Below are 16431 nucleotides of genomic sequence, written 5' to 3' on the forward strand. Positions count from 1 at the left end.
TCAGATCGCTATGGCGGGGTAATCAGACGAGGGCTTGGCATCAAATTGCAGCCAAGGCGGCGTATCATCCTCGCAGAGGGCCTCCAACGCGTTGCGGTCGCGGATGGTATCCATCGGATGCCAGAAACCCTCATGGCGATAGGCCATCAGCTCACCGTCGCGGGCCATCTGAGACAGCGGTGACTGTTCCAGCGGTTCCATATCGTCGACCATGTAATCCATGACCCCCGGCTCGAATACGAAATACCCACCGTTGATCCAGGTCTCGCGGCGACGCACCTTTTCGGTGAACGCGTCCACGCGGTCGCCCTTCAACTCGATGTTGCCGAAACGCGCGGGCGGCTGAACCGCCGTGACCGTCGCCAGCTTGCCGTGCGACTTGTGAAAATCGATCAACGCGTTGATGTCGATGTTCCCCAAGCCATCAGAATAGGTGCACATGAAGGTCTCTCCCGGATCCAGCCATTCCTTGAGACGCCGAATGCGCCCGCTTGTCATGGTATGAGCCCCGGTATCGACGACCGACACGTTCCAACCGCCGGGCGCCGAAGGCACCAGCTTGAGCTCTCCCGTATCCAGAGCGACCGAGATATTGTTGGCGATGAGGTGGTAATTCGCGAAGAACTGCTTGAGCAAAAGCGCCTTGTATCCGGCGGCTACGACGAAATCGCGATGCCCGAAATGGCTGTAGATATCCATGACGCGCGCGATGATCGGCCGGCCGCCGATTTCGACCATCGGCTTGGGGATCGAGACTGTTTCCTCGGCCAGCCGAGACCCCAGACCGCCAGCAAGCAGTATCGTTTTCATTCGTGCCACTCCCTCAAATACTTGTTACTAAAATCTGCATGTCTGCGTGGGCCTCACACCGGCCGCTTGACGAACCGGCCACCAGAGACCGCGGATCGGGTTGGGCTCATTCCGTTGCTCCCGATGGCTTCAAGTATACCACACCTTGCCCGTAGCGGTTGCCCAATCCCGAAATTTCCACGGGCTGGTAGCCGTTTGTTTCCGCATAGCGCAACAATGGCTGCTCAAGAGCCGGATCATATCCCAGCAGGAAAGCGGAGGGAGGGTTGGAATCAAACACTGCCTGCAACCCGGCCGCATCCGCCATCACGTATTTCGCGGCCAAGTCAGGTTCCGTATAAGGCGCGATCCGATAGGCAAAAGGGCCAGTAGACAGTTCCGGATAGACCGGCAGTTGCGCTTCAAGCGGGTAGATCGGCATGATCGTCGCCACGGGTCCGTCTGGATGGGCACTCGATTCAAGCGCGGCCTTCAACGCTTCGCCACCCTGCGCCACTCGGGTAGTCGTAAAGCCGCTGCGATCGCTCAGCGCTGCCAGACCGGGAACGAGGCGCGGCGCACCCAGCACTGCCAGCAGAACGAAACCGGCGGCAACGACCGGGGTAACCTGCGAACGCTGCTCTGGCCCGACCTTTCGGAAAACCAACGCGCCCAGTAGGGGGATCATGACCAAGGGCTGAATGTAGTACTGCGGAAACCCGGGCGACGGTACAAAGCTGAACGCGGCTGTCACGGCGATCAGAACCAAAACCAACAGAACCGCGCCGAGCTCGGAGAGCAGCATGCCGCCCGATCTGGCTAAAACGGTCAGATAGGCAACAACGAACAGGCAAACCAGTGCCGCTCCACCCAACCAGACTGAATAGGCCAACTGCACTTTGCCCCCAAGGCCCAGAGCCAGATCGGGTTCAGAGGCGGCGTTGGCCTGCCAGTAGGCCACGTGCGGACCCGTATGGAACTTGAGGACATGTGCGATGAAAACCGCGGGATCAACGGCCATGTACCAGAACAACGGCAAGGCACCCAGAAGCCCGCCCGCCAGCATCGGCAGGGTCACCCGTCGAACACGTTCTGCAAACGCCATATGTCCGGGCATCAGAAAAGTGGCAATCGCGACGGGCGGAATGAAGACCACTGCGCTGACTTTCATCCCCGCTGCGATCGACAGGCAGACCCCGATCAGCACGAAAACAACTGGCCGCGGATGGTCGCGCTGGATTTCCAGCAGAAAACCCCCGACACCCCATACAACGAAGGGCAACGGCAGCAGGTTGTTGCTAGCAGCCATTCCGGCCTGCGCCAGAAGTGTTCCGTCTACCATCAAGACCGCGATGAAGAATGCCGCCAGCAGAGCCGATCCGGACAGGCGCCAGGTCACCCAACCGGTACCGACGATCAACGCAATCCAGCCAAAGAACACACCAAGGCGCGCTGAGCCCAACAGACCCTCCTGACCGGTGATCAAATAGAAACCGCGGAAATACCACGCCGAATCCGGAACGTGATTGTAGAAGAAGTCCTGGTACAGGCGCCACTGGCCCAACAATTCTGCCGGTGCCACGAACATCAGTTCGTCCCGACGCAAACCAAAGGACATGATCCGGCCAAACAGGGCCGCCAATATCACGGCCAGCAGCCCTCCAAACAGGAGCCACAGCACCGCCCGACGACGACCAGACCCGGCCTGAGAAACGGCCCGGTCACGCATATGTTCGGCCTCAGCCGTCATATCGTTCTCGCTTTGCCCGTTCGGACGGGCCCGCCAAAATCTGCAGGTTGCCGTGAACCGCCAGGGTCGCAAATAATCATCAACAATATGCTCCGAAGAGCCCTTCTGAAATCGTAACCCGCGGCCGAAAATGCCGCTCACTTAAATGTACTTTTGACAAAATTTTAGCGACCGGCGTTGATCGTCTCCAGATTTTTCTGCGGTGCGAAGTTTGCAATCCGCTTGGGCGTCGGCACAGGTTTGATCTGCGGCTTACCGGTGCGCGCGGCCAGCTCTTTGCCATCGATCGGGCGCAGACCGTTTGCGCCGTAACCCGGCACCAGATCCTTGAGCAGCTTTTTGACCCCAAGATCACTGCCGTCCTGAGCAGCCTGTTCCAGCTTGAGAATCAGCGCCCGCAAACGCGCGGCAGAGACGCCTTCGGGAATAGCCGAGGAAACGCCAGGGATACCGCTTTCGCGACGCTCTTCGGTCACGTCGAACAGCTCTTCGTACAGCTTTTCACCCTGACGGATACCGATGAATTTGATGTCGATGTCCTGATAGGGCTCAAGGCCGGCCAGACGGATCATGCGCTCGGCGAGGTCCACGATCTTGACCGGCCGACCCATATCCAGAACGAAAATCTCGCCGTGGCTGTCTTCAAGGTTCAAACCCCGCGCGGCGGCAACCAGTGTCAGCTGCACGGCTTCACGGATGGTCATGAAGTACCGCTCCATTTTCGGATCAGTCACCGTCAGCGGGCCACCTTCCGAGATCTGGCGCTGGAACAGCGGGATCAGCGAACCGGACGACCCCAGCACGTTACCGAACCGAACCGAGAAGAAGCGGGTCTTCTCGTCGGTTTCGTTGGTCACACGGTCCTGCGCCTGAACGTAGAACTCGGCCACGCGCTTGGTGGCGCCCATGACGCTGGTGCTGTTCACCGCCTTGTCCGTCGAGACCTGAACCATGGCGATTGCACCCACATTGCGGGCCGCGTCCGCCACATTCCGGGTTCCGATCACGTTGGTCAGAACGCCTTCGCAGGGGTTCAGCTCAACCATCGGCACATGCTTCAGTGCAGCAGCATTGAATACCAACTCGGGGCGGTGACGTTCAAAGATCGCGTTCACGCGGGACGCGTTGCGAATGTCGGCCACGTAGATGCGGCGTGCGACATCCGGGAAGTTTTGACCCAGATCCATATCGATGGAATAGGCGTTATATTCCGTGTTCTCGATCATCACCAGCTCGGCCGGCTCGAACGAGGCGATCTGGCGTGTCAGCTCGCTACCGATCGACCCTCCGGCGCCGGTGATCAGGACACGGCGGCCCTTGAACATCTCGCGCAGCATCGAGCGTTCGACCGCTTTCTGCGGACGGTCCAGGATGTCTTCGGGATTGACGGTCCGGATGCCATTGCTCTCGGTGCCAAGTTCTTCGAGTCCCGCCAGACGCGATACCGGAATGCTGTTGGCCTCAGCCCAACGGGTCAGCTTGCGAATACCATCACTTTCAAAATGGGTTACGGGCTCGGTCAACAGAACGCGCTGCGGCAGTTGGTCATAATACTTCAGGCGTTCGATGACGGCGTCTGCATCCAACAGCGACCCGATGATCTTCACATCGTGGAAATACAGGCCTTGTGTGTTCCGCGCATCGTCGATGATGCCGACAGGTTCATACTTGGATTCCTGATTGTGCAGAGACCGCACGAACAGGTCGCAGCTGGCGCCGGTTCCGACCAGAATAACCGGGATTTTCCCGTTAGACGCATCCGGGCAACGGCGCGCCGGATCGCTCGTCAGCTCGGTGCTGCGCGCCAGGACGCGCAGAGTACCAAAGGCGGGAACCAGCAGCAGGAACTGAATGACATAGACCGCCAGCGGCACCTGTGCGGTAACGGGAAGGGCAGCGCCCAGCAATGCCAACAAAACAACCGACAGCCCCGCAGCACGCACGATCAGCGTCACATCGCGCAGCGAAGTCGACCGTGTGTGCCGTTTGTAGATGCCGGAAAGCGGCAAAACCGCCAGCGCCACCAGGCAAGTCATCACCACCAACGGCAACAGAACGGACCCGAACTGTTCAGGAACGATGCCACCATTAGCCAGAACGACGGCCGCGGCCACAGCTCCGGCGGATGCGAATACATCTCCGATCAGCAGGCGCCGGTTGGCGCTCAATTCGGTCAGCTTCTGTCGCAGCTTCGACTGGATGTCTCCGAAGGCGCGATCCTGTTCGATCGTGCTATCTGCATCCGGTCCACTTTTGAGCTTAACCAACTCTTGCTCGTATATACTCATAAGAACCCCCGGCAAAAATTGCCACTTACCACTCGACTGAAATGAGACGGGCCAAACACACCCGCTCCACCACTAAAAAGCCTCAATTCCCGATCGACACCACATGGCGCCGGCCGGCAAACACATTGCTTCGCTAAAAGTCCCCCACGTGAATCCGGGCGCCTAGAAACCTCCGCCCTGAACCAAACCCCCTTTTAAATCGTCAACTCGTTACACTACACGTGGTCTGGCCCATCACACGGTCCCGACCACGAACCCACGATTTCAACGCTACCACACCAACATTGGTATCAAAATCCCCTTTCCACCATTTGGACACCATAAAATCACAGAAATGCCATTTTTTGCAGCACGCGACCGCCGTCGCAGTATCAATTGTTGTATCCTCAGGGCCCGATAGTCCCGGTTCATCGTGCACGCACAGAGCCCTAAGGCGCTTTTGTTTCCTGAATGGAAACCAAATTATGGCTTCGATCATGACATGGCCTGCGATTCGCTTCTGTGAACTGCATCCGAAACCGTCCAATTCTGGCAGAGACCCGGATTGCGGCGGGCAAGCCATTCTACGTCGGCCGCATAGAACTCGGTCATCTTCGCCTCCAACTCGGGCGACAGGGCCGGGTAGGTCACCTTTCGAGCGACGGCGTTTCGGATGGACCGTACAGGCCAGGTGTGACGTACAGGGTCCAGAACAGCTCGAACCGGCTTCAGAACACGACGCAGCGACAGTGGCACCATGGGTGTATTCTTATCTTTGACTTTCTGCTGCACCGGCGGTTCCAGCTGTCCGTCATATCCAATATGGCCGGCCACCTTCTTCAGGTTCCCATGAGGGTTCACACGTACATCCTCATAGGCCAGCAGCAGGATCTGGTCCTCTGGGAACAAGTCGTAGAACCGCTTCAGATGGTGGCCGTATCGCCCATCGGACAGAAACCGCTGGTCGGCCGCGACCGCCGGATCCAGATAGTCTTCGATCCTCCCCGAGACCTCGCCGCGGCGGAACAGCATGCAATAGTCGGAATAGGCGCGCTGAACCGGGTCCCGCATCTGCAGGATCAACCGAGTTTCAGGGAAATGCTCCCGAATGCGTTGCGCAGCCAGGGGTTCAGTCAGGTACGAATTCGATTTTTCACCGATCAGATCTGCGCCATCGCAGTCTCCGAACTGGTCACGATACCAGTCCAGTCCGCTTGCATAATACCGAGAAAAGAAATGCAACTCGGGACCCGGCATATGAATGGCCGGCGTCTGCATCAGCGACTTTTGCAACCAGGTGGTTGCACATTTCGCGGCACCGAAAATCAGAAAGTCGACCGGACGACCGTCAGGGAGAGACATTGGAATACTCGTGACCTTGCGAACAGATTAAAAAACAAACCCGGCAAACCTCGCGCCGGAGAACTCAATTCGACGTAACAATGGTTCTTCGTACGACTTCTATGGTGTCCCCGGGCTGAACCGCCTCGGTCCCGTCGATCTTGCGTGGCGCCGTGCCACCCGCCCGTGTGACGATGTATTCAATCACAACTTCACTTGCGATGTCATCTTCGCTGAGCAAACCGGCGGCGGCCAGTTCTCCGTGCAGGCTCGCCGCGGTATCCAGGCGCGTCCGAAGCGCGGCCAACTCGCGTTCGACCGCGTTCAACTGGACCAGAGCATCAGAGCGCGCCTTGTCATCCAGTTCCAGCTCGTCGCGCTCGGCGCGGTTCAGCTCCTGACGGGCCAGCATCAGCGCAACCTCCTGATCCAGACGCTTGGATTCCAGATCGTTCAGAAGATTGGTCATAGTCGTCACCCGGTTCGATACGGTCAGACCTTTTTCCTTGAGCTGGTTCAGGTTTTCCAACTCCCGGCTGACATTCTCGATCTGCGTTTTGCGAAGTTCCAACTGGATGGTCAGGCTCGAGATCTGCTCTTTGAGCATCTCCTGCAGATCCCGAATTCGTTCACCCAAACCCTCGCGGGCGTTCATTGTCGCCTCGAGGATTTCCCCCTCGAGCCCTCCGGGAGCGTCAGGCGCCGCGTCGGTGCCGGTCTCAATCCCTTCTTCCTGCAGGCTCGCAAGGTCAGCTTTCAGCCGCTGCCTCTCATCTTCCAACTCATCGATCTGAGTGGATAGGAGCCGCATTTCGCCGCCCATCCGCATGATCTGGAAATCATTGTTTGCCCCAAACTGGATCGGAGGACGGATCGGGCCACCTGCAAGGGCCAGAACCTGCTGGGCGGTCATCCCGGGATGGTAGGCGTAAGCGCCCGGCGAATTGACGTCTCCAAGAACAAAGACCGGAAGGTGGCTGATCACTTCCAGCGCGACCTTTGGCGGCTCGGCCATGCCGGTCTGGCTGCTGAGCTCAAGCTCCAACATCTGCGACAGTTCCAGCGTGGTCAGCCCGGCCGCCTCAACCTGCCCCACCAGCGGAAACATCAGCGTTCCGTCACCGGCCAGAGCGAACTCGCCGGACACGCCATCCCAAATCATGTAACTTGCGGACAGTGGGTCCCAACGCATGGCACGAACCGACAGGCGGTCCTGCGGCAGCAGGCGATAGCTTTCGGCCAGGGCCGGCACAGCGGCCAGCACAAACAACAGCGTCGCCAGAATTACTCGAAAGAAGCTGCGCAAAACCTTGCCTCCCAACTCTTAAACACCAACAAGCCGGGCGTGGGTGCCGGGCACGATACTCAAATCTCGAAAACACAAACCGCACCCACAGCGCAAGTCGGTCGTCAAAAGCAATTTCGGTCATCGGCGGGACAGAAACGATCCCGCTCGGCAAATCATAGGCGCTTGGCCTCAGGCTGACAAGCAAAGCCAATGGCGCGTCGCCTTTGGCGCTGGCTTTCCTGTCGACACAGACCTGTCAGCGCCTGGGCCACCGCGTCGGCCGCGGTCGCAACCCCCTGTGAATGCAGCCCGAAGGCTGGTTGTTTTGGGCGAAACACCCGATCAGAACACCCCGCCTAGTTTCGCGGCAATCACACCGCGGCTCTGGCTCCTGCTTTTCCTGACTGGCAACAGTTCACAGCTTTGGCTCGAATCGTTGACGCAATACAGAAGCCAAATCAGCGTCAGCGTCTAGTCAGCCCAGCATTCTCAGCCCCCGCATCCCGCGGCGGCATCGACGGCTTGCAAACAGAATCCGTTTCGACCAATCTTGCTGCATCGCCGCTTGTCGACCCGGGTTGTCGGTATTTCAGTCGCGGTTGCTCGGGTGGCGTGTCGCGTCCCTTTGTATTGGTTGATTTTTTGTGTGTCGCGGGACCCCGCGTGTTGCGAGTTGGATTTGATTTGTGAACCGGTTGCTTGAAATCCTGATCTGCCTGCTTCTGGGCCTGCTCGCGCTTCCCTTGTTTGTCATTGCGTGCGTCGTGGTGCTCTTTTCCATCGGCCGTCCATTGATGTTTTCGCAGATCCGAGCCGGACGACAGGGTCGCAATTTCCGGCTCTACAAACTGCGCAGCATGAAAGAGACGCGCGCGGCGGATGGTTCGTTGCACCCCGATACGGATCGCCAGACACGCGCCACCGCAATGATCCGACGCCTGCGCCTCGACGAGATCCCGCAAATCGTTCTGATCCTGCAGAACAAAATGGCCCTGGTTGGGCCTCGCCCCTTGCTGCCTGAAACGATCGAAGACTTCGGACCCGCCGGACAATACCGATGTTCCGTTCGGCCGGGGCTGACCGGGTGGGCGCAGGTCAGCGGCAACACCAATCTCAGCAACAGTGAAAAACTGAGCCTTGATCTATGGTATGTGGCGCATCGGTCACTGGCGCTGGACCTGCAGATTCTGGGCGAAACGGTCGGAGCGGCCCTGCACAACGAACCCCGCCGCGACGACCGGATCGAGGCGGCCCGGAAATGGATAGACTCGAATGGCCCGTTGGCCCAGGACATGCAGGAGATGAACGCGTGAATATCGTACTTGTCGGCGCCGTCGAGACCACGCTTGCAGCCCTGATGTCGATGTGCGGTGCCGGGCATGTGCCGGCCCTTCTGGTAACCCTGTCGCCACGCCTGTCCGCGCGGCATTCGGATTTCGTCGACCTGTCGCCGGCGGCCGCGAAGTATGGCGTCCCGGTTCTGCATATCGAGAAATCCAACGACCCCGCGACTCTCGAACAGATTGCCAAGGTCAAACCCGACCTGATCCTGGTGCTCGGTTGGTCACAGATCTGCGGCCCCGAGTTCCGGGCGTTGGCGCGGATTGGCTGCATCGGATTTCATCCGTCGGCCCTGCCCCGCTTGCGGGGGCGCGGTGTCATCCCCTGGACGATCCTGTTGCAGGAACGAAACGTCGGGTCCTCGCTTTTCTGGTTGGGCGAAGGTGCCGATGACGGCCCTATTGCCGCTCAGGCCATCTATGCGGTCGATCCCGAAACCGTCACTGCACGCGAGTTGTACAATCGGGCTTTGCGTGCCGTCTCAGGACTGCTGCCGCCTTTGTTGAACCAGATTTCCAACGGCGATATCCCGGCCGAACCGCAACGCACCGACGGGATCAGCCTGTGCGCCCGCCGCCGCCCCGAGGACGGTCTGATTGACTGGACCAATCCTGCTGCGGACATCCACCGCCTGATCCGTGCCTCGGGTCCGCCCTACCCCGGCGCCTACACCTATGGCCCCGATGGCGTGAAACTGGTTCTGACAGGAGTCAGGTATACCGAGCCGGAGGGCTACTTCATCGGCTTGCCCGGCCAGATCCAAGCCATCGGCAACGGCGGCTTTACGGTGGCCTGCGGCGACGGGCGCTGTCTGGACATAACTGAATGGTCAGGGGCCGACACACCCCCTGCCCTTCACGCGAAACTGAGGACACATCCATGATCGCTTCCGACCTGACCACTGGCCACGCCGGCCCCGCGCTGATCGTCGCTCCGCATCCCGATGATGAGGTTCTGGGCGCCGGCGGCACGATGGCCCGCATGGCCGATGCTGGGCGCGAAGTGCATGTGGTTGTCGTCACTCGTGGCAAACCCCCGAAGTTTACCGATGAACAGGTCGCAACCACACGGCGCGAGGCACTCAATGCGCATGATCTGCTGGGCGTCACCGAAACACATTGGATGGACTTCAATGCGGCGGAGTTGTCAGAACATGCCCATTCGGACCTGAACGGTGCGCTGGGAAAGCTGGTCCGCGACATCGCCCCCAGCCTGATCCTGGCTCCGCATCCAGGCGACATCCATATGGATCACCAGCTGAGTTTTCTGTCCACGCTGGTGGCAAGCCGCCCGCATCAACATGACTATCCGGCCAATATTCTGGCCTACGAAACCCTTTCCGAAACAAATTGGAACGCCCCCTATCTGACCCCGGCCTTCGTGCCAAACGTGTTTGTCGACATCTCGGACACGATCGAACGGAAGCTTCAGGCGTTCGGCAAGTTCGAAAGCCAGGTCAAGCAGGCGCCGCACGAACGCTCGGTCGACAGCTTGCGCGCCTTGGCCACCCTGCGTGGCGCGACGGTGCACCGGTCGGCGGCGGAAGGCTTTGTTCTGGTCCGATCGGTGATTTGACAGGAGGTGCGAAATGCAGATATGGCCCATCTATGACCAGGAACAGATCGACGCGGTAGCGCAAGTTCTGGCCTCTGGCAAAGTCAACGCTTGGACCGGCACTGATGTTCGCGCATTCGAGGCCGAATACTGCGCATATACCGGAGCCAAACATGCGATCGCCATGGCCAACGGGACAGTGACGCTGGACGCCGCGATGCTCGGGCTAGACCTGCAACCGGGTGACGAGGTCATCGTAACCCCGCGCAGCTTCATCGCCTCGGCCAGCTCGGTGATGCTGGCGGGCGGTGTTCCGGTCTTTGTCGATGTCGATCCTGACACCCAGAATATCACGCCCGACACCATCGCCCAGGCGATTACGCCGCGCACCCGGGGGATCATACCCGTGCATCTGGGCGGTTGGCCCTGTGACATGGACGGCATCATGGATCTGGCCCGCGCCCACGACCTTTGGGTCATCGAAGACTGCGCCCAGGCCCACGGCGCGATGATTGGCGACCGCCATGTCGGAACCATCGGGACCTTGGGATCGTTTTCCTTCTGCCAGGACAAGATCATGACCACAGGCGGCGAAGGCGGTCTGCTGGTGACCAACGACTCTGATCTCTGGGGTCGCATCTGGAGCTACAAGGATCACGGCAAAGGTTATGACACCGTGTTCAACACGGAACACCCACCCGGCTTTCGCTGGCTGCACGACTCAGGACCCGGCACCAATCTGCGGATGAACGGCCCTTCGGCGGCACTTGGTCGAATACAGCTGAAACGCTTGGACGCATGGCGCGCGCACCGGACGGCAAATGCGGATATCCTGCACAATGCCCTTGCGACCTGCCCGGCCTTTCGCGTGCCAATGCCACCCGACGGCGTTACCCACGCATTTTATAGGTTCTACGCATTTGTGCGGCCGGAAACACTTGCGCCCGGCTGGAGCCGGGACCGCATCATCGCCGAGATCGCCGAGGCCGGCTTTCCCGCCTTTTCTGGCAGCTGCTCTGAGATTTACCTCGAGAAAACCTTCACCAGCCGAGGCCTGGGACCCAAGGAACCGTTGCCCGTGGCGCGCGAGCTGGGCGAAACCAGCCTTGCCTTCCTGGTCGACCCGGCCTGGTCCGCCGAGAACGTCGCTCGTCTGGCGCAGGTCATCGTTGATGTGGGCCAAAAGGCGACGGCCCGCCACATGGCACAGGGCTGAGCGCGAATTGGTGATGTGTGGCCGATCAACATACAGCTTGTGTCGAACGCCCACCGGTGAGCTGCGGAGGGTGACCCGATGATCTTGCATGTCACCACTGATTTCTCGGGCCAAGGTGGCGCACAAGCCATGTTGGCCCGACTTTTGGCCCATTCGGGCGAACGGGCCTGCGTCGTCGCCCTGACCGAGGTTTCGGACCGCTGCCGCGCAATGGCGGCGAATGACAAGGTCGAATACGTTTCGCTGCGTGCCAGATCGCCGTTGGCCCTGTTTCGCGCGGTTTGGCAGATCCGACGTTTGATCCGGACCCATCAGCCGGATGTGGTTCTGTGCTGGATGTACCATGCAATGGTCCTGGGCCTGATCGCCGGCAAACTTGCCGGGCGGCGCGTTCCAGTCGTTTGGACCGTGCGGCAAGCGCTGGACGACCCGGCTGCCTTCACCCGCAGCACCCGCGCTGCGGTGGCGCTGTCGAAGGTGCTTTCCAGATTCTGTCAGGGGATCCTCTACAACTCGACCCGCGCTCAAACTCAGCACGAGAAATACGGCTTTGCCGGGGACCATTCCACGGTGATTCCAAACGGGTTTATCCTTCCGCCCAATCCAACGTCGCGGCCGGGGCCCGCCCGCGTGCTTGGAGTGGCGGCAAGGTTTCACCCGCAGAAAGACTTCGAAACCTTCTTCCGCGCCTTCTCGATTGCGCGCCAGTCCGTCCCGGACCTGCATGCCCGTCTGGCCGGAGACGGCGTAACGCTGGAGAACCCTGAGATCCGCGCGATGCTGGCCGACAACGATCTGCCCGAAGACAGCGTGACGTTGTGCGGCGACCTGCACGATATGTCCGAGTTCTACGCGAGCATTGACCTGCTGGTTTTGGCCTCGCGCACCGAAGGCTTTCCGAATGTGATCGCCGAAGCCATGAGCCACGGCCGCCCGGTCGTGACGACTCATGTCGGCGACAGCGCCAGAGTGGTGGACTCGTGCGGCTATGTCGTGCCGCCACGTGATCCGCAGGCATTGGCAGAGGCACTGGTCCAAGCTGCCAACTGGCCGCCCGAAACCTACAAGGCCCATAGCAATGCTGCCCGCGACCGCATCGCCACACACTACTCCCTCGACGCGATTGCCCGCGCCTATGATCAGGCCCTGAACCAAGCTGCCAACCCGGCGCCACCCACAGCGCCTCAAGTCGAATAAAGGACCTGACCCATGTGCGGTATCGCCGGATTTCTGACTTTTCAGCCCATGGGCGCCGACTCGGGCCGCACCACGCTGCAGGCCATGTGCGACGCTATTCAGCACCGGGGTCCCGATGCCGACGGATTGTTTGTCGATCCAGACGCCGGTGTAGCTCTGGGCCATCGCCGCCTTTCGATCGTCGACCTGTCGGAGACCGGGGCGCAGCCAATGACCTCGCCCAGCGGCCGGTTCACCATCGTCTACAATGGGGAAATCTACGGCTTTCTGGCCCTGCGGCAAACGTTGCTGGACAAGGGCGTCACGTTTCGCGGCACATCAGATACCGAGGTGCTACTGGCGGCTATGGACCTCTGGGGCATCCGCAAGACATTGGAACAGGCGCACGGCATGTTCGCCTTCGCGGTCTTGGATCGCAAGCTGAACCGGGTGGTTTTTGCGCGCGATCGGTTGGGCAAGAAACCCCTGTATCTAGGCCTCAAATCCGGCCAGCTTTTGTTTGGTTCCGAACTCAAGGCGCTGCGCGCGAACCCCGCATTTGGCTCGCCGGAAGCCGACCGGCGGGCCCAGGCGCAATACGCCCGCTACGGATATGTGCCGGCACCACTCTCGATCTATCGCGAAGTTATGAAGTTGCCCGCCGGATCAATGGTCGAAGTCCGCCTGGACCAGCCGCCCGCGACGGCTCAGGACCTGGTAGATGCCATCCGGACGTTCTGGGACCTTCGCGACTGCGCGAAACGGGGACTTGCCGCACCGATCCACGACGAAGAACGGGCGCTGGCTCGTATTGAAGAGGAACTGCAGCGTGCCGTGCAGGAGCGCATGGTCGCGGACGTCTCGGTGGGGTCCTTCCTGTCCGGCGGGATAGATTCAACCCTGATCACTGCCATGATGCAGGAACAAACCAACGGCAAGGTAACAAGCTTTACAGTCCGTTTCGAGGAAGAAGGCCTGAACGAAGCAGACCATGCCGCCGCAATCGCTGCACATCTGGGCACGGACCATCACGAGGTCACTGCAACACCATCCATGGCGTTCGAATTGCTCGATGACCTACCACACGTTTATGACGAACCTTTTGCCGACCCGTCCGGCGTTCCAACCCTGCTGGTTTCCAAACTGGCCCGCGACCAACTGACCGTCGTGCTGTCGGGTGATGGCGGCGACGAGTCCTTTGGCGGGTACGAACGCTATGCCCGAATGATGGCGATGGAACGCCTGGGTCGAAAGCTTCCTCGGCCGGCTGCGTCGATTTTGGCAGCATCGCCTGATGCCCTGCGTGCAGCCGTTGCGCCGATCCTGCGTAAATTCGTTTCAGGCACTATGCGCGACCAGATCACAGCCGACAGGATCTCCAAAGTCGCCTCGGTCATCGCGCAGCCTGATTTTAGAAGCCGATACAATACCCTGTTCAGTCTTTGGGACCCGGCAGCAGCGCTGAAGGACGTGAATGACGGCGGGGTCTATCAAACACTCGGATTGCCCAACGGTCTTGATGAAGTTGACACGATGCTGCTGCTGGATTCCTGCCTGTATTTGCCCGAAGGCATTCTTGTGAAAGTCGATCGAGCGTCGATGGCCGTCGGTCTTGAGGCGCGCGCGCCCTTGTTGGATGACCGCGTTGTCGCCGCCGCTTGGCAGGCGCCCCGATCCCTGCGTTTCGACGGTAAACAGGGCAAGGTGGCCCTAAGGCGCCTAGTGGACAAGCGCGTACCAAAGGCCTTGTATGACCGCCCGAAACAAGGGTTCGGGATTCCCGTCAACGACTGGCTGCGTGGCCCGCTGAAGCCTGTGGCAAACGAGGTATTTTCAACAGGACAGGGGGTCGAGGACGTATTCGACACAGCCACCTTGGCGCGACGATGGCGCGAGCATCTCAGCGGGCGTCGCAATTGGGGGCCCCATCTGTGGACGGTTCTGATGTATCATTTCTGGCAGAAAAAATGGCTGGCCTGATCCTCGAACCGCGGACTTCTGTTCACCAAATTCGCACAAAAGGACACAATTCAGCCGATTGTCATGTGAAACAGAGGTGCACGCCCGTATCGTTTGTCACGCGCCGTACCGGCGTGCCTAAGTCTGTTCATGACTGAACTGATTGCATCCTGCTCGGGCCTTTGGCGCGATATCCGGTCCGAATTTCGGTCTCCACACCCCCCTGCAATGAGACGGCAGGCGGGCCTCGCGCTACTGCTTCTGTTTGGCGTGGTCTTTGCTTTTTTCTATTTCCGGCTGGAATTCGCGCGGCAGTTTCTGGACATGCCCGCACCGCCGGGCAAACCGTTCTACAACGACGACTGCATCCTTGCCTCGGACCCTGGCCGTTACTCGCATGGCTTGTTTCAGGGGCACTACCTGGCTTTCCACCTTGCGCGCCACCCGCTGGTCGTGATGCTGAACGCCGCCATCGCCGAGCCGTTGACCTGGCTGGGCATCCGGCAGCCTATCGCGATTTCGATCAGTCTCGCATTCTGGGCCGCCATTTCGTCTGTCACGATTGCACTATTCCTACTGCGCCAACACCTGTCGCTCTCCGTTTCCATTCTGGCGACGCTTGCTGTTCTCCTGACCTTCGGAACCGTCACCACGCTCAGCGTTGTCGAGACCTACAGCGTCTCACTCTGGGCGATCGCCATGTCATTGTTGATCATGGCCGAGATGGCCAGACACTGCGCCAAGTACCCGGCCCTTACCAGCGTGATCGCTGGCCTGGCTTGCGGTGTGCTGGCCGGATGGTCCCATTTGCCGGCGGCCGCATTCTCATTGGTTTATGCCGGATTTTCATGGGCTTTTCTCAACGGAGGTGTCGGGCGGAAACTGACGTTCGGAGTGGCGGTTCCGTCGGTGATCGCCGTAATCTGCATGATGGCTCCGGTCGTTTTTCTCGGCATCGTTCTGGACGGTGATCCTTTCATGGAACCGACCGAGATGGTTGGCCGCTACGCGGACGCCGCGAACTTCACCAACCCCAAAATCATCAAAGACTATGCCGCTGGCTTCTTCCTGTTTTCCTGGGTTGCGCCAGCCGAAACGGTTCAATGCCGCTTTTTGCTGGATCGACTATGGGAGATTCTCCGCGATCCAAGCCGCTTGGCCCTGACAATTCTGGCGACAATCCTGGTCGGATGGGCAATTGTTTCAGGCGCAAGAACAGCTGGCCGCGCCCCGCTTGTGCTGGCAGTGTGGGCGTTGGTGGGCACGTTCTTTGTGTTCTACCTGTTTTTCAACCCGCCCGAAGTACTGCTTTACAGCTCTCACTGGACCACGGCCCTTATCCTGGGTTCGGTCATTCTGCTAAAAGAAAAGCCGGGACTAGTCTTGCTGTTGAGTGGAATTGTGGCACTCAGCCTGTATGTGAATGTACCGCCTCTTGCGGATCCGGCTTCGTTCGATCCGGTGCAATGCTGTCCGCACGGAGGTCGAAACTAGGCCGGACAGAGCGGCGGCTGTGGATAAACTTGACAACAAAAGTGACCCTACTTAGCGTTTTGGGTCATCGTCTCCGCCGGTGAAAAATTAAGGATACGCCGAATTCGCAAACTGCTACTTGCGCCGTTCGGAAGTGTTTCACGCTGTTGGTTGTAAAAGTGTTTTTTGGGTTGAATTCATGCGGCAGTCCACCGAACTGAAGGTCTTTTTCTTTTTCCTCGTTGCCTGTGCAGCCGGGCTATTTGCGGCCGGCACA

General features: G+C 59.7%; 12 protein-coding genes. 7 read left to right on the plus strand and 5 right to left on the minus strand.

Translation table 11 applies throughout. The features are described 5' to 3' along the window. The 5 genes from rfbF to ACR0FC_RS15370 all read right to left on the minus strand — a co-directional run bounded on the left by rfbF (position 1) and on the right by ACR0FC_RS15370 (position 7453). A complete protein-coding gene (rfbF, locus tag ACR0FC_RS15350; RefSeq protein ID WP_093963249.1) occupies positions 1-810 on the minus strand; it encodes a glucose-1-phosphate cytidylyltransferase in 810 nt (269 codons plus the stop codon). A gap of 106 nt (positions 811-916) precedes the next feature. Further along, complete coding sequence (locus tag ACR0FC_RS15355) at positions 917-2539, minus strand: hypothetical protein (protein ID WP_170341674.1); 1623 nt, start codon at positions 2537-2539, stop codon at positions 917-919. Positions 2540-2703: 164 nt separating this feature from the next. Beyond that, on the minus strand, positions 2704-4827 hold the full coding sequence (locus ACR0FC_RS15360; RefSeq protein WP_170341676.1) for a polysaccharide biosynthesis protein: 2124 nt from the start codon (positions 4825-4827) through the stop codon (positions 2704-2706). Between the two features lie 474 nt (positions 4828-5301). Then, a complete protein-coding gene (locus ACR0FC_RS15365; RefSeq protein ID WP_170341678.1) occupies positions 5302-6168 on the minus strand; it encodes a sulfotransferase family protein in 867 nt (288 codons plus the stop codon). Positions 6169-6232: 64 nt separating this feature from the next. After that, positions 6233-7453 (minus strand): polysaccharide biosynthesis/export family protein, encoded by a 1221-nt coding sequence (locus ACR0FC_RS15370; protein WP_170341680.1) that lies wholly within the window; start codon positions 7451-7453, stop codon positions 6233-6235. Between the two features lie 668 nt (positions 7454-8121). Here ACR0FC_RS15370 and ACR0FC_RS15375 point away from each other — a divergent pair. The 7 genes from ACR0FC_RS15375 (at position 8122) to ACR0FC_RS15405 (ending at position 16175) form a co-directional block, all read left to right on the plus strand. Continuing rightward, positions 8122-8748: a sugar transferase gene (locus ACR0FC_RS15375; protein WP_217358651.1), complete on the plus strand. Its 627-nt coding sequence runs from the start codon at positions 8122-8124 to the stop codon at positions 8746-8748. After that, the gene (locus ACR0FC_RS15380) at positions 8745-9659 is read left to right on the plus strand and encodes a methionyl-tRNA formyltransferase (protein ID WP_170341682.1); all 915 of its coding nucleotides are present in this window, start codon (positions 8745-8747) and stop codon (positions 9657-9659) included. Before ACR0FC_RS15375 ends, ACR0FC_RS15380 begins: the two co-directional genes overlap by 4 nt. After that, the gene (locus ACR0FC_RS15385; RefSeq protein WP_170341684.1) at positions 9656-10351 is read left to right on the plus strand and encodes a PIG-L deacetylase family protein; all 696 of its coding nucleotides are present in this window, start codon (positions 9656-9658) and stop codon (positions 10349-10351) included. The genes ACR0FC_RS15380 and ACR0FC_RS15385 overlap by 4 nt, the downstream gene beginning before the upstream one ends. 13 nt (positions 10352-10364) lie before the next feature. Then, a complete protein-coding gene (locus ACR0FC_RS15390; protein ID WP_170341686.1) occupies positions 10365-11546 on the plus strand; it encodes a DegT/DnrJ/EryC1/StrS family aminotransferase in 1182 nt (393 codons plus the stop codon). 78 nt (positions 11547-11624) lie between these two features. Continuing rightward, complete coding sequence (locus ACR0FC_RS15395; RefSeq protein ID WP_170341688.1) at positions 11625-12743, plus strand: glycosyltransferase; 1119 nt, start codon at positions 11625-11627, stop codon at positions 12741-12743. Between the two features lie 12 nt (positions 12744-12755). Further along, on the plus strand, positions 12756-14702 hold the full coding sequence (gene asnB, locus ACR0FC_RS15400; protein ID WP_170341690.1) for an asparagine synthase (glutamine-hydrolyzing): 1947 nt from the start codon (positions 12756-12758) through the stop codon (positions 14700-14702). A 129-nt stretch (positions 14703-14831) separates the two neighbouring features. Further along, the gene (locus ACR0FC_RS15405) at positions 14832-16175 is read left to right on the plus strand and encodes a hypothetical protein (protein WP_170341691.1); all 1344 of its coding nucleotides are present in this window, start codon (positions 14832-14834) and stop codon (positions 16173-16175) included. Positions 16176-16431: the final 256 nt, after the last annotated feature.

Source organism: Ruegeria sp. BB9, from assembly GCF_056539345.1.

Excerpts from the sequence above, each read along its gene's own strand:
- rfbF (WP_093963249.1), bottom strand. The coding sequence starts at position 810 with ATGAAAACGATACTGCTTGCTGGCGGTCTGGGGTCTCGGCTGGCCGAG.
- asnB (WP_170341690.1), top strand. The coding sequence starts at position 12,756 with ATGTGCGGTATCGCCGGATTTCTGACTTTTCAGCCCATGGGCGCCGAC.
- ACR0FC_RS15395 (WP_170341688.1), top strand. The coding sequence starts at position 11,625 with ATGATCTTGCATGTCACCACTGATTTCTCGGGCCAAGGTGGCGCACAA.
- ACR0FC_RS15365 (WP_170341678.1), bottom strand. The coding sequence starts at position 6,168 with ATGTCTCTCCCTGACGGTCGTCCGGTCGACTTTCTGATTTTCGGTGCC.
- ACR0FC_RS15355 (WP_170341674.1), bottom strand. The coding sequence starts at position 2,539 with ATGACGGCTGAGGCCGAACATATGCGTGACCGGGCCGTTTCTCAGGCC.
- ACR0FC_RS15385 (WP_170341684.1), top strand. The coding sequence starts at position 9,656 with ATGATCGCTTCCGACCTGACCACTGGCCACGCCGGCCCCGCGCTGATC.
- ACR0FC_RS15405 (WP_170341691.1), top strand. The coding sequence starts at position 14,832 with ATGACTGAACTGATTGCATCCTGCTCGGGCCTTTGGCGCGATATCCGG.
- ACR0FC_RS15360 (WP_170341676.1), bottom strand. The coding sequence starts at position 4,827 with ATGAGTATATACGAGCAAGAGTTGGTTAAGCTCAAAAGTGGACCGGAT.
- ACR0FC_RS15390 (WP_170341686.1), top strand. The coding sequence starts at position 10,365 with ATGCAGATATGGCCCATCTATGACCAGGAACAGATCGACGCGGTAGCG.